The 19,280-nt window shown below is 64.5% G+C and carries 17 protein-coding genes; 14 read left to right on the top strand and 3 right to left on the bottom strand.

Annotated features, from left to right (window positions below; all coding sequences use genetic code 11):
* Window positions 1-12: 12 nt before the first annotated feature.
* From VK98_RS17785 to VK98_RS17760, 6 genes are all read left to right on the top strand, one after another.
* Window positions 13-1,674, top strand: a complete 1,662-nt coding sequence (locus tag VK98_RS17785; protein WP_048415290.1) for a methyl-accepting chemotaxis protein — start codon at window positions 13-15, stop codon at window positions 1,672-1,674.
* A gap of 13 nt (window positions 1,675-1,687) precedes the next feature.
* On the top strand, window positions 1,688-2,230 hold the full coding sequence (locus tag VK98_RS17780; protein WP_048415289.1) for a chemotaxis protein CheW: 543 nt from the start codon (window positions 1,688-1,690) through the stop codon (window positions 2,228-2,230).
* A complete protein-coding gene (locus VK98_RS17775) occupies window positions 2,231-3,112 on the top strand; it encodes a protein-glutamate O-methyltransferase CheR (RefSeq protein ID WP_048415288.1) in 882 nt (293 codons plus the stop codon).
* On the top strand, window positions 3,087-4,157 hold the full coding sequence (locus VK98_RS17770) for a chemotaxis response regulator protein-glutamate methylesterase (RefSeq protein WP_048415287.1): 1,071 nt from the start codon (window positions 3,087-3,089) through the stop codon (window positions 4,155-4,157). The genes VK98_RS17775 and VK98_RS17770 overlap by 26 nt, the downstream gene beginning before the upstream one ends.
* A gap of 574 nt (window positions 4,158-4,731) precedes the next feature.
* Window positions 4,732-6,369: a methyl-accepting chemotaxis protein gene (locus VK98_RS17765; RefSeq protein ID WP_048415286.1), complete on the top strand. Its 1,638-nt coding sequence runs from the start codon at window positions 4,732-4,734 to the stop codon at window positions 6,367-6,369.
* A gap of 122 nt (window positions 6,370-6,491) precedes the next feature.
* Complete coding sequence (locus VK98_RS17760; protein ID WP_048415285.1) at window positions 6,492-7,844, top strand: glycosyltransferase; 1,353 nt, start codon at window positions 6,492-6,494, stop codon at window positions 7,842-7,844.
* Window positions 7,845-8,116: 272 nt separating this feature from the next.
* On the opposite strand, the gene VK98_RS17755 is transcribed toward VK98_RS17760, so the two are convergent.
* Together VK98_RS17755 and VK98_RS17750 are read right to left on the bottom strand one after the other, a co-directional pair.
* Window positions 8,117-8,674: a C40 family peptidase gene (locus VK98_RS17755; RefSeq protein ID WP_082159115.1), complete on the bottom strand. Its 558-nt coding sequence runs from the start codon at window positions 8,672-8,674 to the stop codon at window positions 8,117-8,119.
* Complete coding sequence (locus VK98_RS17750; RefSeq protein ID WP_048415284.1) at window positions 8,671-10,581, bottom strand: ATP-binding cassette domain-containing protein; 1,911 nt, start codon at window positions 10,579-10,581, stop codon at window positions 8,671-8,673. The genes VK98_RS17755 and VK98_RS17750 overlap by 4 nt, the downstream gene beginning before the upstream one ends.
* 123 nt (window positions 10,582-10,704) lie before the next feature.
* Here VK98_RS17750 and VK98_RS17745 point away from each other — a divergent pair, with 123 nt between their 5' ends.
* From VK98_RS17745 to VK98_RS17715, 7 genes are all read left to right on the top strand, one after another.
* Window positions 10,705-11,058, top strand: a complete 354-nt coding sequence (locus VK98_RS17745; protein WP_048415283.1) for a hypothetical protein — start codon at window positions 10,705-10,707, stop codon at window positions 11,056-11,058.
* A 3-nt stretch (window positions 11,059-11,061) separates the two neighbouring features.
* A complete protein-coding gene (locus VK98_RS17740; protein ID WP_048415282.1) occupies window positions 11,062-11,505 on the top strand; it encodes a hypothetical protein in 444 nt (147 codons plus the stop codon).
* Window positions 11,502-12,770 carry a bifunctional tetrahydrofolate synthase/dihydrofolate synthase gene (gene folC / locus VK98_RS17735; RefSeq protein WP_048415281.1) on the top strand — a complete coding sequence of 423 codons (1,269 nt, stop codon included), beginning with the start codon at window positions 11,502-11,504 and terminating at the stop codon, window positions 12,768-12,770. Before VK98_RS17740 ends, folC begins: the two co-directional genes overlap by 4 nt.
* A gap of 7 nt (window positions 12,771-12,777) precedes the next feature.
* Window positions 12,778-13,605, top strand: a complete 828-nt coding sequence (locus VK98_RS17730) for an SPOR domain-containing protein (protein ID WP_048415280.1) — start codon at window positions 12,778-12,780, stop codon at window positions 13,603-13,605.
* 5 nt (window positions 13,606-13,610) lie between these two features.
* Window positions 13,611-14,105: a CvpA family protein gene (locus tag VK98_RS17725; RefSeq protein ID WP_048415279.1), complete on the top strand. Its 495-nt coding sequence runs from the start codon at window positions 13,611-13,613 to the stop codon at window positions 14,103-14,105.
* Window positions 14,106-14,211: 106 nt separating this feature from the next.
* On the top strand, window positions 14,212-15,747 hold the full coding sequence (gene purF / locus VK98_RS17720; protein ID WP_048415278.1) for an amidophosphoribosyltransferase: 1,536 nt from the start codon (window positions 14,212-14,214) through the stop codon (window positions 15,745-15,747).
* A 272-nt stretch (window positions 15,748-16,019) separates the two neighbouring features.
* Entirely contained in the window at window positions 16,020-16,418 is a 399-nt protein-coding gene (locus VK98_RS17715; RefSeq protein WP_048415277.1) for a hypothetical protein, read from the top strand.
* Between the two features lie 275 nt (window positions 16,419-16,693).
* On the opposite strand, the gene VK98_RS17710 is transcribed toward VK98_RS17715, so the two are convergent.
* Window positions 16,694-17,110, bottom strand: coding sequence for a hypothetical protein (locus VK98_RS17710; protein WP_197083093.1), 417 nt, complete (start codon window positions 17,108-17,110; stop codon window positions 16,694-16,696).
* Window positions 17,111-17,594: 484 nt separating this feature from the next.
* On the opposite strand from VK98_RS17710, the gene VK98_RS17705 reads away from it, so the two are divergent.
* A complete protein-coding gene (locus VK98_RS17705) occupies window positions 17,595-18,731 on the top strand; it encodes a DUF4158 domain-containing protein (RefSeq protein ID WP_082159114.1) in 1,137 nt (378 codons plus the stop codon).
* Window positions 18,732-19,280 lie beyond the last annotated feature (549 nt).

Raw genomic sequence — 19,280 nt, 5'->3', positions numbered from 1 at the left:
CGGGAGGTAGTCATGCAGTGGTTTCACAATGCGCAGGTCAAGACCAAGCTGGGTCTTTCGTTCACTGTGGTGCTGGGCTTTTTGCTGGCCCTGGGCTTTATCAGCTACACCGCCACCGAGCGCATGAGCGCGGTGATGGTGAATCTGTTCGAGAACCAGCTGACGCCGATCAAGGATATCGGCAACGCCGCGCGCAACGCGATGGCCAGCAACCGTTCGCTGTACCGCTACATCGCGGAGACCGACACCAAGACGATGGACGCGGTGGACCTGGAAATGGTCGGCTTCGAGAAGAGCATGAACGCCAGCATAGACGCCTACCGCAAGACGGATCTGACGCCGCCGGAGGTGGATGCCTTGCGCCGCTTCGACGCCGCCTGGGCGATTTACCAGCCCTACGCCACCGAGGTGAAGCGGCTGTCCTACACCGACCGCGGCGACGGCGAGAACAATAAGCTGGCGCTGAAGCTGATGGCGGAAAAGGGCTGGCCGGCCTACCAGGCGGTGGACGGGGTGCTGACCGAGATGGTGAACCTCAACGCCAAGCTGGCCGACAATTCTCTGGCGGAAACCAAGGTCATCAGCACGGACGCCTTGCGGGCGCTGGTGGCGATCGCGGTGTTAGCGGTGCTGCTGAGCATCGCGCTGGGGGTGATGGTGACGCGCAGCCTGCTCAAGCAGCTGGGCGGCGACCCGTCCTACACGGTGCAGGTGGTGAGCCGGGTGGCGGCCGGGGACTTGTCGGTGCCGGTGAAGCTGCATCCGGACGACACTTCCAGCCTGTTGTATTCGATCAAGTCCATGGCCCACCGCTTGTCCGAAACCCTGTCCGAGGTCAGCGCGATGTCGGAGGCGATAGGCTCGGCGTCCGAAGAGGTGTCGTCCACCGCCAATTCGCTGGCGCAGACTTCGTCCGAGCTGTCGTCCAGCATTGAGCAGACCAGCGCTTCGGTGGAGGAGATGGCGGCCACGGTGACGCAGAACGCGGACAATGCGCGGGTGACCGAGAGCATTGCGTCCAAATCCGCGTCCAGCGCGACCCAGGGCGGCAGCGCGGTCAGCGATATGGTGCACGCGATGAAGGAGATCGCGTCGCGGATCACGGTGATCAACGATATCGCCAACAAGACGGACCTGCTGGCGATCAACGCGGCGATCGAGGCGGCGCGCGCCGGCGAGCACGGCAAGGGCTTCGCCACGGTGGCGGTGGAGGTGAGGAAGCTGGCGGAGCGCTCCCAGGTGGCGGCCAAGGAGATAGGCGATCTGGCCAGCCGCTCGGTGGGCGTGGCGGAGAAGGCCGGCACGCTGTTGCAGGAGATGCTGCCCGGCATAGACCAGACCGCCGGCCTGGTGCAGGAGATTTCCGCCGCCTCGCGCGAGCAGCGCTCCGGCATCGATCAGATCAATAGCGCGGTGACCCAGATCAGCAGCGGCATGCAGTCGTCTGCCACTTCGGCCGAGGAGCTGAGTTCCACCTCGGAGGAGTTGAGTTCGGCGGCGATGCAGCTGCAGGAGCTGATGCAGCAGTTCAAGCTGCGCAATACCCGCGGCCGCAAGTCCCGGATGGTGCACATCGGCCATTTGCACGCCGGCAGGGCCGCGCCGCCGCCGCCGGTGGATGATGACGACGACCTCGATATGAATGTGGACGAGGACAAGTTCTCCAAGTATTGACAGGAGCGCGGCGATGAGAAACAGCGAACAGCTGGCCGGCCAGGACGGCGGCGACCAGAAATTCCATTGCGTCACTTTCATCCTGGGCGAGGATTTGTTCGGCATCCAGATCAACTTCATCCGGGAGATCATCGAGTTCGACGGCATCACCGAGGTGCCGATGATGCCCAGCTTCGTGCGTGGCATCATCAATTTGCGCGGCGCGGTGGTGCCGGTGATCGATTTGTCGGTGCGCTTCGGCCGCGGCCAGACCGCGCTGAAGTCGTCCACCTGCGTGGCCATCCTGTCGCTGCCGGGCCTGGAGGGCGGCTACGCCGACATCGGCATCCTGCTGGATTCGGTGTGCGAGGTGCTGGAGATCCCGCAAAGCGAGATCGATCCCTCGCCCAGCTTCGGCTCCAATATCCGCAGCGACTTCATCCAGGGCATCGCCACCATCAATCAGCGCTTCGCCATCTTGCTGAACGTGCGCCAGGCGCTGTCGGTGTCCGAGCTCAGCCAGATGGCGGAGGCGGTGACGCAACAGTTTCTGAGCGACGATATCGAGGCCTTGTAGATGTTCGCCCTGGAGGAGTCGCTGACCGCCGGGCCGTTGCTGACGGATGGAGAGTTCTTCCAGCTGCGCCGTTTCATCTACCAGACCGCCGGCATCGCCATGCCGCTGAGCAAGCGCTCGCTGATCCAGTCCCGGCTGGCCAAGCGCATCCGCCATTTGCGCCTGAACAGCTACGCGGCTTACTGGCGTCTGATCTCGGACCCGGCCAATGTGACGGAGCGGCAGTACGCGATCAATCTGCTGTCCACCAATGAAACCTATTTTTTCCGCGAGCCGGAACACTTCGCCTGGCTGCGGCAAGAGGCGGCGCGGCTGCAGGGCAAGGGCGAGTTCCGGGTGTGGTCGGCGGCCTGCTCCACTGGCGAGGAGCCGTACACGGTGGCGATGATCCTGGCGGAGGCGCTGGGCCTGCTGGGTCAATGGCGGGTGTACGCCACCGACATCAATACCCGGGTCACGCATCTGGCCCGGCGCGGGGTTTACTCGGTGGAGCGCGCGCGCAGGACGCCGCCGGAGCTGTGGCGGCGTTATTTCCTGCGCGGCCGCGACGAATACGCCGGCATGGTCAAGGTGACGCCGGAGCTGGCGAAGAAGGTGAGCTTTTCCAATCTGAACCTGCTGCACGCCTCGCATTTCACTCACAGCCACTTCGATGTGATTTTCCTGCGCAATGTGCTGATTTACTTCGACGAGGCCACCAAGCTGCGGGTCTTGCTGTCGCTGTGCGACAAATTGCGGCAGGGCGGGCATTTGATCATCGGGCATTCGGAATCCATCCGGCACCTGGCGCTGCCGCTGGCGCAGGAGGCGCCGTCGCGCTACCGGCTGGATTCCCATCTCGCGGGCGGAAGAATCGATGAGCATCAGTGTTCTGATAGTTGACGACTCCGCGGTGGCGCGCGAGATGCTGAGCCAGATGCTGGCCACCGCGCCGGACATCAAGCTGCTGGGCGCGTCGCCGGACCCGATTTACGCGATGACGCGGATGAAGATGCGCTGGCCGGACGTGATCATTCTGGACCTGGCGATGCCGCGGATGGACGGACTGACCTTTTTGCGCCAGGTGATGGCGGAGCGACCGACGCCGGTGATCATCTGCTCGGCCTTGACCACCGAGGGCGCGCTGGTGTCGCTGGAGGCGATGAGCGCCGGCGCGGTGTCGGTGCTGCTCAAGCCGCTGGCCAACGCCAAGACCAATTTCGTCGCGAACGCCAAGCGGCTGGTGGAGGAGGTGTACGCGGCGGCGAAAGTCCGGGTGGAGGCGCTGAAGCAGACGACGCCGGCCGCTTATCCGGCGCCCAAGCTGACCGCCGACGCCATCCTGGACGCGCCGCCGGAACGCCGCCGGCCGGCGCAGGGCACGGAGCGCGTCATCGCGCTGGGCGCGTCCACCGGCGGCACTCAGGCGCTGGAGTTTCTGTTGCAGCGCCTGCCGCCGCACTGCCCTGGCATGGTGGTGGTGCAGCACATGCCGGAGGGCTTCACCTCCATTTTCGCCGGCCGGCTCAACCAGCTGGCCCAGGTGGAGGTGAGGGAGGCGAAGAACGGCGACGTGGTCAGCGCCGGCACGGTGCTGATTGCGCCGGGCGGCCAGCATTTGCTGCTGCATCGCCGGCAGAAGCAGTTCGTCGCCGAGGTCAAGGGCGGGCCGCCGGTGTCGCGGCACCGGCCGTCGGTGGACGTGTTGTTCCGTTCGGTGGCGGTGAGCGCCGGCGCCAACGCGGTGGGGGTGATCCTCACCGGCATGGGGGACGACGGCGCGCGCGGCATGCGCGAGATGCACGACGCCGGCGCGCGCACGCTGGCGCAGGACGAGGCGTCCTGCGTGGTGTTCGGCATGCCGCAGGCGGCCATCGCCCGCGGCGGGGTGGACGAGGTGATGTCGCTGGAGCGCCTGGCGAGATTGTTGCAGGGCTTGCGCGCCTGAGCGCCTGTTCTATGCCGCGCGTCGCGGGTTTTTAGACCAGGGCGTTGAAACCCGCTTCGAAATACTCATGCACCCGCTGTGCATTCCGCTTTCTCAGCCGCAAGGCCTCGTCTCGCTCTCGCTCGCGAGACTTTGAACCGACTCTAAGCTGCGTCCAAGATAGATACAGATGCGATAGGTGTTTTTACGTAAACACCAGTGCTTGTCGCGGTCTATCTATAAAAAATCCTTTAAAAACAAAGCGGGGCAGGGTCGCTTTAGCTGGAGAGAAAGCGATTATGCACTTGCTATGTGCAAACTACCAAAGCCAGTCGCATTGATTCGCGTTTAATTGGCGTTATCATCACTTTCCATATTCAGAGCACGCCGCCGCGCCGGGCCGCTGGTCCCGCCGCGCCGCCGCCTGTCTATTCTTCCCCGCCCGCTCCGCATCGTTTCGCGGCGCCGTCATCGCCTCTTGTCGATTACCGACCGATCCACTGCCTGGACCTGCGGCGCCGGTCCGGCGCGCCCCGGATGCGCCGCCGGCGGCGGGGAGTTGTTTTTGGAATGAATGTCGAGGGAATGCATCCGTATGAGTGTCTTGAACAAGGACTGGGGCTTGCGGGCCAAACTATCCGCCGCTTTTACTCTGGTGAGCTTGCTGATCGTGGCGGTTTATTCGATCTACGCCTATCGCAGCACCGTGGACTCCGAAATGAAGGGCGTGGACCAGACTCTGCTGACCGCCGCCTACGCGGCGCGCCAGATGGTGGGCGAGAATTTCCACGATCAATTGCCGGACAGCAATCCCAATAGCCAGGCCACCACCAAGCAGCTGACCGATTTCGCGCGCGACAGCGGCCTGGCTTACGCTTATTCCACCATTCAGCGCGGCGGCCGCGTGTTGTACACCAGTTCTTCCGCCAGCCCGGACGAGGTGAAGTCCGGCCAGTACCAGCAGTGGTTCCTGGCCGAATACAAGGATGTGCCGGCCGGCCTGGCCGCGGCCTTGCGTAACGGCTCCACCCAGTTTGAGGAATACCAGGGCGAGTTCGGCCTGTTCCGCTCGGTGTTCGTGCCCTTCACCTCGGCCAGCGGCATGCGCTACGTGGTGGGGGTGGACACCTCCTTGCAAAAAGTGGAGGCCTTGCGCACCCAGGTGTTGTGGCAAAGCGGCGCGGTGGGCCTGGGCCTGCTGCTGCTGTCCCAGCTGGTGGCCTTGCTGCTGGCCAACCGCATGGTGAAGCCGGTGAACGAGCTGAACGTGGCCTTGCAACAGCTGGCCGGCGGCGACTGGAACCTGGCGCGCAGCATGCCGGTGCGCAGCAGCGACGAAGTGGGCCGCATCGCGTCCTCGTTCAACACCTTCATGGCGGCGCTGCGCCAGCGTCTGCTGGAGATCCGCGGCGAATCCGACGCGGTGCAGAGCGAGTCGCAACACATCGATCAATTGGTGGGCGGCGTGGCCGCGCGTTCCGGCCAGCAGGCCGAGGACGTGCGCGGCAGCGCGGCGGCGGTGGAGGAGCTGGCGGTGAGCATCGCCCATGTCTCGGAAATCGCCGAGGACGCGGCCAAGCTGATGTCTTCCTTCGAAGGCCAGACCCAGACCACGGTGCAATACATCCAGAACGCGGTGGAGGGCATGCGCACGGTGCAGCAGGAAGTGACCCAGCTGGCCGGCAAGCTGGATCAGCTGGATTCGCGCACCAATGAGATCAATATGATCGTGGCGGTGATCAAGGACATCGCCGACCAGACCAATCTTTTGGCCTTGAACGCGGCGATCGAGGCGGCGCGCGCCGGCGAGCAGGGCCGCGGCTTCGCGGTGGTGGCGGACGAGGTGCGCAAGCTGTCCGAGCGCACCGCCAACGCCACGGTGGAAATCGGCTCGATGATAGATTCGGTGCAGCAGGATTCCGCCTCCGCCATCTCCGGCATGCGCGCGGCGGTGGACCGCGTGGACGCCAGCGTCAATCACGCCGGCGAGGCGCAGGACACTTTGCAGGGCTTCTCGGTGCAGATTCAGGGCGTGTCGCGCGGCATGGGCGATATTTCGGCGGCGGTGCGCGAGCAGGCCAACGCTTCCCAGCACCTGGCCGGCAGCGTGGAGTCGGTCAGCAGCTCGGCCGAGGAAAACCGGCTGGCGGCGGAAGAGGCGCAGCAGGGCGTGGTCAATCTGCTGGAGCGCGGGGTGTCTTTGCGCGGCGTGGTGCAGCAGTTCACGCTTTGATCGGCGGCGCGGCGCGCAGCCGCCGTCCGCTGGCCAACCGCCTCTCGGGGCGGTTTTCTTTTTGCCCAAATAATGACATTGGCGTAGCATGACCTGTCGCCATATCGGAAGGAAGGCCCGCCATGAGTCAGGAACTGCCGCCGCAGGCCGGCGCGGATCAGCCGCGCGAAGCTTTGATCATCGTCGCCTCCAGCGGCACCGGCGGGGACATGCAGCCCTTCATCGCGCTGGCGCGCGGGCTGGCCGCGCGCGGCCGCCGGGTATTGCTGCTGGCGCCGGAGCTGCAGGAGGAAATGGCGCGCGCCGCCGGCTTGCCGTACCGGCTGTTCGGCGAGCGCGAGCAGGAGCAGGCGGTGCTGGACAATCCCGATCTCTGGCATGAGCGCAAGGGCTGGGGCGTGCTCTGGGACGGCTTGATCCCGCAGCTGGACGCCATCCGCCAGGCGGTGCAAGCGCTGCCGGAAGACGAGGACTGCATGGTGTTGTGCCATCCCATCCTGGTGCCGATGGCGGCGCTGGCGCGGGCGGCGCGGCCGGATTTGCGCATCGTGACCGCCTATCTCGCGCCGTCCAATCTATGCAGCCGTTACGATCTGCTGACCATGGGCTCGCTGCGGATTCCCGGCTGGCTGCCGCCGGCCGGGGCCGGTCTGCTGTGGCGGCTGTTGCACCGCTGGTTCAACGGCCTGACCTTGCCCGGCCTGAACGCGGCGCGCGCGCAATGCGGCCTGCCGCCGGCGCCGCATTTTTTCGAGCATATGCTGAAGACGCCCAACGCCTCGGTCAGCCTGTTTCCCCGCTGGTTCGCCGCCATGCAGCCGGACTGGCCGCGGCCGTTTTTCGAAGGGGGGTTTCTGCCGCCCGCCGCGCCGGCCGGGCCTGGCCTGTGCGCCGAACTGGAAGCCTTCCTGGCCGCCGGCGACGCGCCCATCGTGTTCACGCCGGGCACCGGACATCGGCACGCGGCGGCTTTCTTCGACGCCGCGCTGCGGGCTTTGCGGCGGCTGGGGCGGCGCGGGGTCTTCGTCACGCCGCACGCGGCGCAGCTGCCGCCGGCCTTGCCGGACGGCGTGCTGTGGCAGGCGCACGCGCCTTTCACCGCCTTGTTGCCGCGGGCGGCGGCGCTGGTCCACCACGGCGGCGTCAGCACCATGGCGGACGCGATGCGCGCCGGGATTCCGCAATTGATCGTGCCTTACGGCTACGACCAGTTCGACAACGGCCAGCGCGCCAAGCGCCTGGGCGTGGCCGAGGTCTTGCCGGCGGAGCGCGTGTCCGCGCGGCGGATGGAACGCGTGCTGGGCCGCTTGCTGAGCGGGCCGGGCGCGGGCCGGGCCTGCCGCGAACTGGCCGCGCGAATGGAGGCCGAAGCGGAGCCGACGCGGGCGCTGGACTGCGTGGAGGAGGCCTTGCTGGGGAAGCCCGGACGCGCGGCGGAAAAATCCGGCGCCAGGCCGGCCTTGGCGGAGGGGTGACGAGGCTCTCGGTGCTCTAGCCAGCTAGAGCGAGACAAGGCGAAAACAAGCGAAAAAGCGGAATGTACTCGTGGTACATGAGCATTTCGAAGCGGGTTTCAACGCCATATCGCCGAAGCGCGGCAGGCTTTATGCGGCTTTCAAAGTCTAGCGAGCTAGAGCGAGACAAGGCGAAAACTAGCGAAAAAGCGGAATGTACTCGTGGTACATGAGCATTTTGAGCTGGTTTTCAACGCCGTATCGCCGAAGCGCAGCAGACTTTGAACAGCTTCTTAGCTGAACAGCGTACGCGCGCCCTCATACCGGGCGGCGAAATAGCTGTTGTCCAGCCGCGCCACGCGGATGGAGCTGTTGGTGCGCGGCGCGTGCACGAACTTGCCGTCGCCGATGAAGATGCCCATATGGGAGAACGGGCGGTTCATGGTGTTGAAGAACACCAGGTCGCCCACCCGCATCCGGCTGTCCGGAATCGGCCGCGCCACGCTGGCGATTTCGGCGGCGGTGCGCGGCAGGGTGACGCCGACGGCGTTCTGGTAGATGTAGCCGACCATGCCGCTGCAATCCAGGCCGGCCTCGGGATTGGTGCCGCCGAACTTGTAGTCCAGGCCGAGCAGGCCCAGCGTGTAGATCAGGATTTCCCGGCTGGCGCCGTCGGCCTTCAGCCCGGATAGGCTGAGGTCGCCGGAGGGGCGGGGCTTGCGGCCTCCTGCCACTTTGGAGGTGGTGCCGCAGGCGGCCAGCAGGCCGGCCAGCGACAGCGCCGCGGCGCCGCGCAGCAGCGCGCGACGGTCCAGCGGCGAAGAGGGCGAAGGCGGCAAGGTTTTGCTCATTGTTGCTTTGACTCCAGTTCTTCCCAGCGCGCCAGCTTGTCCATCAGCAATTCGTCGATTTCCTCCACCCGGCGCTGCCAGGCGATGGCCTCCTTGGGCGTGTCGCGGTAGCAGTTGGGGTCCAGCAATTGCTGATTCAGGCTGGCTTGCTCGGTTTCCAGCGCGGCGATCTCGTCCGGCAGCGCGGCGAGTTCTCGCGTCTCATTGTAGGACAGTTTGTTGCGCGCGGATTTGGGCTTGTCCTTGGCCTTGTCCTGCGGGGCGACGGTTTCCTTGGGTTTTTCCGCCGGTTTCATCGCCGCCATGCGCGCCTTGGTGTCGATCCAGTCCTGGTAGCCGCCCGGATATTCTTCCAGCCGGCCCTCGCCTTCGAAGGCGATCACCTGGGTGACCACATTGTCGAGGAAGGCCCGGTCGTGGCTGACCAGGAACACGGTTCCCGAGTATTGAGCGATCACGTCTTCCAGAAGTTCCAGCGTGTCGATGTCCAGATCGTTGGTGGGCTCGTCCAGCACCAGCACATTGGCCGGGCGGGTGAACAGCCGGGCCAGCAGCAGGCGGTTGCGTTCGCCGCCGGACAGCGAGCGCACCGGGCTGCGCGCGCGCTGCGGCGAGAACAGGAAGTCTTCCAGATAGCTCATCACGTGTTTCTTGACGCCGCCGACCTCCACGAAGTCGTTGCCCTGGCTGATGATGTCGGCGACGCTGCTTTCCTCGTCCAGCTGCTCGCGGAACTGGTCGAAGTAAGCGATCTCCAGTTTGCTGCCTTGCTTGACGCTGCCGCTGTCGGCCTCCAATTGGCCCAGGATCAGCTTGAGCAGGGTGGTCTTGCCGGCGCCGTTGGGGCCGATCAGGCCGATCTTGTCGCCGCGCAGGATGCGGGTGGTGAAGTCGCGGATCAGGGTCTTGCCCTCGAAGCCCTTGCTGACATGCTCCAGCTCCGCCACCAGCTTGCCGGAGCGCTCGCCGGCGTCCAGCTGGAAGTTGACCTGGCCGACGCGCTCGCGCCGCGCCGAGCGCTCGCGGCGGATGGCTTCCAGCCGGCGCACGCGGCCTTCGTTGCGGGTGCGGCGCGCCTCGATGCCCTTGCGTATCCACACTTCTTCCTGGGCGTGGAATTTGTCGAAGATGCGGTTCTGTTCTTCCTCGATGGCCAGTTCTTCCGCCTTGCGCACATGGTAGCTGGAGAAGCTGCCTGGATAGCTGCGCAGAATGCCGCGGTCCAGCTCCACGATGCGGGTGGCGACGTTGTCCAGGAAGCGGCGGTCGTGGGTGATCAAGAGCACGCTGCCGCCATAGCTCTTGAGCAGGTTTTCCAGCCACTCGATGGCGGACACGTCCAGATGGTTGGTGGGTTCGTCCAGCAGCAGCACGTCCGGCTTGGACGCCAGCGCGCGCGCCAGCGCCACGCGTTTTTTCCAGCCGCCGGACAGCTCATTGATCCGCGCGTCCGGGTTCAGGTCCAGGTGGGACAGAGTGGAGGAGATCAGCGCGTCGAACTGCCAGCCGTCGCGGCTTTCCAGCTCGTGTTGGATGTGCTCCATCCGCGCCAGCGCCTGTTCGTGGTCGGCGTCGGCCTGGGTCAGCTGATGGGTGACTTGATGGTATTCGGTGAGCAGGCTTTTCAAATCGCCCAGGCCTTCGGCCACGGCTTCGAACACCGTGTGCTCCGGCGCCAGCTCCGGCTCTTGCGGCACATAGGCGACGCTGACGTCGCCCTTGATGTTGATGCGGCCGTCGTCCAGCGCCACCGCGCCGGCCACGCTCTTGAGCAGCGAGGACTTGCCGGCGCCGTTGCGGCCGATCAGGCCGACCACTTCGCCCGGCTCCAGCGCGAAGTCGACGTTATCCAGCAATGCGTGGTGACCAAAAGCCAGGCAGGCTTTTTCGACGGTAATCAGAGCCATGGTGCGTGTTGTTTTCTGTATGGAAAAATGCACGGATTGTAACATGCCGGTCACGCTTCCACGCTTAGCGCGGCGCGGTTTGTGCTGTTACAATGCCGGCCAAACTTGAATGAAAGGCATGCTATGTACTTCGTTGACCGCTCGGTGGCCGTGATCAAACCGAAACAACCGTTCCTGGATTGGCTGAACCAGGCCCCGGACAACGACATGGATCTGGCGCTGGACAGCCTGCGCGCCGATTGCACCGTGATCCTGCTGCCGGAGTTCGACGAGCCGGAAGAGGGCGTCGCCTACATCGACGAAATTTACGAACAATTGTTCAAGATGGAACTGGCGTCCTGGTACGAGGACGAAGAAACATGGCCCAAGGACATGTCCTTGAAGGCCTTCTGGGAGTGGTTCGACGTGGAGATCCATTCCACGGTGATTGACAGCGTGGACGCCGACATCAGCAACACCCCGGCGCTGGATCTCTAAACCATGAGCGGGCGGCAGCGGCTGGAGCCTTTCGGCTTCGAGCTGAGGCCCTCCCGCCTCTGGCTGGCGCTGACGGCCACCGCCGCCGCGCTGCTGAGCTGGGCGGTGATCCGCCACCTGCCGCCGGCCTGGCTGGCCGTGTTGCCCGTCGCGGCTTTCCTGCTCTGGCGGGCGCTGCGCGCCGACGGTTGGGGCGACGCCGGCCGTTTCCGGCGGCTGGAGGTGGACGGCCTGGGGCGTTTGCGCTTGTGGCGCGATTCCGCGCTGCCGGCGCAGCCGCTGGACGATTGCTTCGTCACCCCCTGGCTGACGGTTTTGAACGTGAGCGTCGGCGGCCGCCGGCGCGCGCTGATGTTGTGGCCGGATTCGGCGCCGGCGGACGGCCGCCGCCGCTTGCGGACTTATTTGCTGTGGTTCCACGCCGCGGACGATACTGAGACGAAATGACTGGACACAAGACTCTGGCCGAGTGGCTGAGCTGGCAGGAAAGCCTGCACGCCACCGCCATCGATATGGGCCTGGCCCGCGTGGAGCGGGTGCGCGACGCGATGAAACTGCAACCGTCCTGCCCGGTGGTGATGGTGGCCGGCACCAACGGCAAGGGCTCGGTCTGCGCGATGCTGTCCGCGATGCTGCACCGCGCCGGCTTCAAGGTGGGCACCTACACTTCTCCCCACATCCTGCGCTACAACGAGCGCATCGCCATCGATCAGGCCCCGGCCAGCGACGAGCGCATCGTCGCCAGCTTCGAGGCGATAGACGCCGCGCGCGGCGACACCTCGCTGACTTATTTCGAATTCGGCACGCTGGCGGCGGTGCACAGCTTCGTCGCGGAAAAAGTGGACGTGATCGTGCTGGAGGTGGGCCTGGGCGGCCGCCTGGACGCAGTCAACATCTTCGAGCCGGACGTGTCGGTGGTGGTCAGCGTGGACATCGACCACCAGGCCATCCTGGGCGACAACCGCGAGGACATCGGCTTCGAGAAGGCCGGCATTTTCCGCGCCGGCAAGCCGGCCCTGTGCGCCGACCCGAATCCGCCGCGGCGGCTGATCGAGCACGCCCGCGCCATCGGCGCGGACCTGAAGCTGTACGGGCCGGATTTCGGCTATCAGCGCATGGACAATCAGTGGTCCTTCCACATGGGCGACGCCCACCGCCACGCCTTGCCCTTGCCGGCGCTGCGCGGCGGCTACCAGATGATCAACGCCTCCGCCGCGCTGGCGGCGCTGGAATGTTTGAAGCCGCGCCTGCCGGTGAGCCTGGGCGCGGTCAAGCGCGGCCTGCTGGAGGTGGAGTGGCCTGGCCGTTTCCAGGTGCTGCCGGGCCGCCCGGCGGTGGTGCTGGACGTGGGCCACAATCCGCACGCGGTCAAGGCGATGACGGCCAGCCTGAAGCAGCTGCCTTTCGCCCGCAACCGGCTGGCGGTGTTCTCCATGCTGGAGGACAAGGACCTGGAGCAGGTGGCGGCGCTGGCGCGCGAGGAGTTCGACGCCTGGTTCGTCGGCGGCCTGGACATGCCGCGCGGCCAGAGCGGCGAGCGCATCGCCGCCAGGCTGGCGGAAATGGGCGTCGCGCGGGTGCAATCCTTCGCCACCGTGGCGCAAGCCTGGTCGGCGGCCTTATCGCAGGCGGAGGAGAGTGATAGAATTGTCGTTTTTGGTTCCTTCCACACCGTTGCCGAGGTGATGGAAGCCCGGCAACACCCGGCTTGAGGAAAGCATGGCTTTATCCACCCACGAGGAGTTGATCCTGTTGCGCAAGCGCGCCAGACGCCGTCTGGTGGGCGCTGTCGTGTTGGTTACCGTCGCCACCGTCGTTTTGTGGAATGTAGTGGGCCGCTTGCCCGAGCAGCAGATGAAGCCGGAATCGATAGAAGTGCTGGGCGCGGGCGCTTCCGCGCCGGCGGCCAATCACGCCGAAGCGCCGGCGGGCACCGTGCCGCCGCCGGCCCAGCCCGCCTCAGCGCCGTCCGCGGCGTCTTCCGCGCTGGCCGAGGCGGCGCCCGCGACCAAGCCAGGCGCCACCGAGCTGGCGGCCAATCTGTCCACGATGACGCCGGCGATGCCGGCCGCGCAGCCGGCCCCGGCGCTCAAGCCCGAGCCCAAGCCGGAAGCCAGACCCGAGCCGAAAGCGGAGGCCAAGCCCAAGCCCGAACACAAGCCGGAGCCGAAGCCGGCCAAGCCCGAGCACAAAAAGCCCGAGATCAAGCTGGACGAAAAGCCGGCGCGCAAGCCGGACCCGGCGGCTATCCTGGAAGGACGCTTCGATTCGCTGGACAAGCCCGCGGCGAAGAAAGAGGAGCCGGCGGCCAAGGCCGAGGGCAAATCGGTGATCCAGCTGGCGGCGCTGTCCGACCCGGAAAAGGCCGACGCCTTGAAGTCCAAGCTGTCGTCGATAGGCGTTGCCGCCCATTTCAGCAAGGTGCAGACCAGCAAGGGCGAGGTGACCCGGGTGCGGGTCGGCCCGTTCAACAGCCGCGCCGAGGCGCAGGCCACCTTGCAGAAGCTGGCCAAGGCCGGCGTTAACGGCATTATCGTGACCAAGTAGCCGTCATGACCATCTTCGACTATATTGCCATCGCCATCATCGCCGGCTCCATCCTGGTGGCGATGATGCGCGGCCTGGTGGCGGAGGTGCTGTCGCTGGGCTCCTGGCTGATCGCCTTCTGGTGCGCCAAGCAGTTTTCGCCGGTGGTGTCGGCGTTTCTGCCCGGCGAGCTCAGCTCGGAAGGCTTGCGCCTGGTGGCGGGCTTCGTGGCGGTGTTTTTCCTGGCCTGGCTGGCGACGGCCTTGCTGCGGGTCACCTTGACCGGCATGCTGGACAGCGTGGGCCTGGGCGGAGTCAATCGATTGTTCGGGGCGGTGTTCGGCCTGGCTCGCGGGCTGGTGCTGGTGACGGCCCTGGTTTTGGTGGGCGGCTTGAGCGATCTGCCGCGACAACCCATGTGGAGGAATGCCGTGCTCTCGGCGCCATTTGAATCGGTGGCCTTATCATTAAGGCCCTGGTTACCGGCGATGCTGGCCGATAACCTCCACTACACCGGGTAGCTGGTGAACAAGGCGGAATATCTTGATATCTTCACTTCAAGATTCCGCCTTTTTCTTTGTCTTGTTTTTTTGTCCGTTTCTTTAGTAGTAGGGAAGAGAGCAAAAGATGTGTGGAATTCTAGGCGTGGTCGGTCAGGCTCCGGTCAACCAGTTGCTGTATGACGGTTTGCAGGTGCTGCAACATCGAGGTCAGGACGCCGCAGGCATCGTGACCGCCAATGGCAAGACCTTTCACATGCACAAGGGCAGCGGCATGGTGCGCGACGTGTTCCGCACTCGCAATATGCGCTCCCTGCTGGGCACCGCCGGCATCGCCCACGTGCGCTATCCCACCGCCGGCTCCGCCGCCTGCCTGGCCGAGGCGCAGCCGTTCTACGTCAATTCGCCGTTCGGCATCGTGCTGGCGCACAACGGCAACCTGACCAATACCGAAGAGCTCAAGGCGGACATGTTCCGCCACGATCTGCGCCACATCAACACCAACTCCGACTCCGAAGTGCTGTTGAACGTGTTCGCCCACGAGCTGACCCAGCGTCTCGACGGCAACGAGCTGAGCGTGGACGCGGTGTTCGGCGCGGTAGAGGCGGTGCATCGCCGCGTGCGCGGCGCCTACGCGGTGGTGGCGATGATAGCCGGCTACGGCCTGGTGGCCTTCCGCGACCCCAACGGCATCCGCCCGCTGGTGATAGGCACTTGCGTCAACAACGGCAAGACCGAATACATGTTCGCGTCCGAGTCCGTGGCGCTGGACTGTTCCGGCTTCAGCCTGCTGCGCGACGTGCAGCCGGGCGAGGGCGTGTTCGTCGGCTTCGACGGCGAATTCCACGCCCGCAGCTGCGCCAGCGAGACCCGCCACGCGCCCTGCCTGTTCGAATACGTGTACTTCGCGCGGCCGGATTCGGTGATAGACGGCGCCTCGGTCTACCAGGCGCGCATCGTGATGGGCGAGAAGCTGGCCGAGAAAATCCGCCGCGCCTTGCCGGAGCTGGACATCGACGTGGTGATGCCGATCCCGGACACCAGTCGCCCCAGCGCGCTGCAGCTGGCCAATCACCTGGGCCTGCCGTACCGCGAGGGCTTCATCAAGAACCGCTACATCGGCCGCACCTTCATCATGCCGGGCCAGGCGGTGCGCAAGAAATCGGTGCGCCAGAAGCTCAACCCGGTGGCCTGCGAATTCAAGGGCCGCAACGTGCTGCTGGTGGACGATTCCATCGTGCGCGGCACCACCTCCAAGGAAATCGTGCAGATGGCGCGCGACGCCGGCGCCAAGAAGGTGTATTTCGCCTCGGCCGCCCCGGCGGTGCGTTTCCCCAACGTCTACGGCATCGACATGCCGACTCGGGCGGAACTGCTGGCCACCGGCCGCGATGAGGCCGAGATCGCGCGCGAGATCGGCGCCGACGCGGTGATCTACCAGGACCTGTCCGCGCTGGAAGAGGCGGTCAGCAGCGTCAATCCCAAGCTGAGCAGCTACGAAACCTCCTGCTTCAACGGCGAGTACATCACCGGCGACATCACGCCGGCCTATCTGGACGCGATCGAAGCCGAACGGCTGGGCGGCAAGCCCGGAGCGGAGCAGGGCGGCAGCGAGCAGATGATAGATCTGAACCTGAACGTGGCGGAACAGAATCTCATGTAATAATGATTTAGCTTCCAAACGGCGGCGGGCATTGCCCGCCGTCTTTTTTTATTCGCCGCCGCGACGCAATTTGGCGACAGACGCGCCGACAATGGCCGGATGGAACGGTATTTCGCTTGCCAAACCCATTTCCCATATTGAATATTTGATGCCATAAGCCGATAAAAACCCGGCGTGATAAGTCAGACGCGTAAACTGGTCTAAATTAATATGTATTTAAAACTGTTTACTTGTTAGTCTGCCTTTGACGCGCCTGATATTGAGGAGTGGATATGGATGACATTCTGGAGATGCTGGTTGCGCGGCAGGCCGCGCTGGAGAGAATCATCGAAGGCCTGGTGCTGACCATGAGCCAAAGCGGCACGATCAAACTGCAGGATTATCTGAAGATAGGGCAGCTGATGCGCTTGAACAGCGCGGTCACCGACTCCATCGACGTGTCCGACAGCCTGCGCCGCATCAACGCGCGCCTGCAGACGCATGCGCAGGGCGGGCTGGATTCGATGAACGCCTTGTTGCGGGAAACCCTGTTGTTCGCCCAGGCGGCGCCGCCGCAGCGCGACGCGCTGCAGCAGGGGCTGGGCGTGAAGGCCTCGCTGGAAATCAGCGCCCAACTGGAGGAGTTGCTGCAGCGGCGCGCCAAGCGTCCGCGCAAACCCACCCGGGCTTAGCGCCTGTCGATCTCCGCCGCGCTGCGGCGGGATTTTGGCCCCGGGCGTTAAGACCCGCTGACAAACCCCCTGATCCTGCGTTGCGCCTCCTTGTCGTGCTACGGGTACTGCCTGCGTCGGCGCGCCTTGGCTCAGCTACGCTGCGCGGTTTTGTTGGCGGCTCTAAAAACCAGCTCAGAATGCTCATGCGCCATGCGCGCATTCCGCTTTTTCGCTAGTTTTCGCCTGGTCTCGCCCTTGCTCGATGGCCTTTGAGCCGCGGGCGCAATCGGTTTTCAAGGGAAGCGCGTCGCCGGCGGATCTCCCGCCGGCGCCAGCCGCAGATAGGACGCTCGCGACGGATCATTGCGGTCCACCATGATTTCCACCCGTTCGCCGGCGCGCGGCATATTGCCCAGATCTATCAGTTGTTCAATCGTCAGCTCCCGGCTGAAGCCGTCCTGCCACACCCGCAACTCCAGCCGCATCATCGGCACCTGGTTCACCAGCAAGCCGGTTTGCCGGATAGACAGCACGTCGGCCTTGAGCGGGATGCCGTCTTTCACGCTTTCGCGCTGCCACGGACCGGACAGGCCGCGCAGCTGCGAGGTCCAGTCGAAGGAGCGGAACAGCAGAAAGCCGGTGACGGCCAGCGACAACACGGTCACTCCTATCGACAGGAGCACGGAAAAGCGGATCCAGGACTCGAACATCGGCGTCTCCCTTGCAAGGCGCGGACGGCGTGGGACGGAGGGTCCGTCGCCGCGGGCGAAACTGACAATATTAAGCACTTTATGGAAGCATGGGATTCGTTTGGAATGACGGAAGTTCCCCGGTTTTCTCAAGGCGCGGGTTCTCGGCCTCTCCTTGAGCCTCATTTATTACATTCAAATCAAATACAATGGCATTTTTTGAGGGTGAAAACCTTTGTCGTGTGACTAATTCATCGCTGAAATTAAGAAATCGGCATATCTGCGGGAACTACCGCAAAGACGCTCCATCACAAAGTAATGCTTACCAGAGAAGCAAGCTTGTCTTCACAATGTTTTAATTAGCCCTTTAGCCGGCGGGCATTGCGCCGGCCTGGGGCGTCACCGGTTCCAGCGCCGCGGTCTGAGCGATGGAGCCGAAGCGAGGCAGCCGGCCCTCAGAAACGCCGGCGTTTCGCGCATTGGCCAAGGCCAGGGGAAGAGAATCATGCCAAGACGTCCGTTGCTCTCGTCGCTAGAGCGCGCCAGCTTGCTGGAGCCTCCCAACGACGATTACGAACTAGATCAGTTAACCGCTTTCAGCGAACAGGATTTCGCCTTGATCCAGCAACACCGCGGCAGCGCCAATCGGCTTGGGGTCGCCGTGCTGCTGTGCTATCTGCGCCACCCGGGCATCGCTCTGGACGAGGGCTGCCAGCCGGCGCCGCGGCTGCTGCGACGGGTGGCTGCCGCGCTGGGCGCGCGGGAGGAGGACTGGGAGCGCTACGCCACCCGCGACCAGACCCGGCGCGAGCATCTGGTCAAGCTTTACGCCTATCTGGGGCTGAGGCCGTACCGGGCCGAGGACGGCCAGGCGGCCTTGCGCCACCTGACCCGGCTGGCGGCGCAAACCGACCAGCCGCTGACCCTGGCGCAGGCGATGGTGTCCTGGCTGCGCCAGCGCCGCATCGTGCTGCCGGCCATAGGCGTGATAGACCGCAGTTGCGCGGCGGCGCTGACCCTGGGTTCGCGCCAAGTCTACGCGCGCCTCAACGAGGCCTTGAGCGCCTGCCAGCGCGAGCGGCTGGACGCCTTGCTGGAGTTGAGGGAGGGCGGAAAGCTGACGACGCTGGCCTGGCTGCGGCTGAATCCGGAGCGCGCCCGCGGCGCGGCGCCGCAGCTGGAGCGCTTGCGCGTGGTGGACGCGCTGGCCTTGCCGGCCCACCTGACGCAGCTGGTGGGACCCGGACGGATGCTGGAGTTGGCGCGCGCCGGCGACGGCATGGACTGCCACGATCTGGCGGAACTGGAACCGCCGCGGCGCATGGCCACTCTGGTGGCCATCGTCTTGCAGGCGCGCGCGGCGCTGCTGCGCATGTTGCAGAACCTGGAGAAATTGAAGGCGATAGACGCTTTGGCCTTGCCCGCCGGCTTGCGAAACCTGGTGTCGCAACAGAGGATGGGCAGGCTGGCGGAGGAGGGCCGGCAAATGAAGCCCAAGGATCTGGCCAAGCTGGAGCCGCGCCGGCGCATGGCCACCTTGCTGGCCTTGGTGCTGGAACTGCGCGCCGCCCTGGTCAAGGAAATCCTCGATCTGCGCGAGCGTCTGGTGGGCAAACGGCTGGAGGCCGGCGAACTGGTTTAGCCGGCTTGACCGCGCCGGCGGATTCGCCGCGAAGCCCTCCGCGCGATAAACGCAGGCGATGAATAAACCCCGTCAATGACGGGGTTTATTTTTTTTAGCGCTTCCATGATATTTAATAAAAATTATTGAACGCTTACCAAATTAAACAATCGTTTATTTTATTGCCGAGTATTAGGGATAACCCTAGTCTTGTTTTTGATTTATGCAAATAAGGCGTCAAGACGTGCGCAATCATCTAAACATGCTAGCGTGCAAAAACGGCGCAATTCCCAAAGGCAGGGTTTTGTGTATCAAATGCAACAATGTTTGACCGAAACGCGGCTGTGTTCTTTGCGCATTTGGGCGAATCCAGCCTTGGGGAGATTGGTTTTTTTAAGGATTGCCTTAAGAAAACTGAAACCCAGGGCAAGTTTCCGCGCAATACCCATATATGCCAATTTACACTAAGCAAATCGCAATATAAAAAACTTTTCTCAAAATTATCCTAATAAGTATGTATTTTACACATTGCCCCATGCCATGCCTAGGTTTTCTGTCCGCTTCCCGGCG

The organism is Chromobacterium sp. LK11 (genome assembly GCF_001043705.1).
Classification (GTDB): Bacteria; Pseudomonadota; Gammaproteobacteria; order Burkholderiales; family Chromobacteriaceae; genus Chromobacterium; species Chromobacterium alkanivorans.
This window is presented reverse-complemented; position numbering and strand designations above follow the sequence as displayed.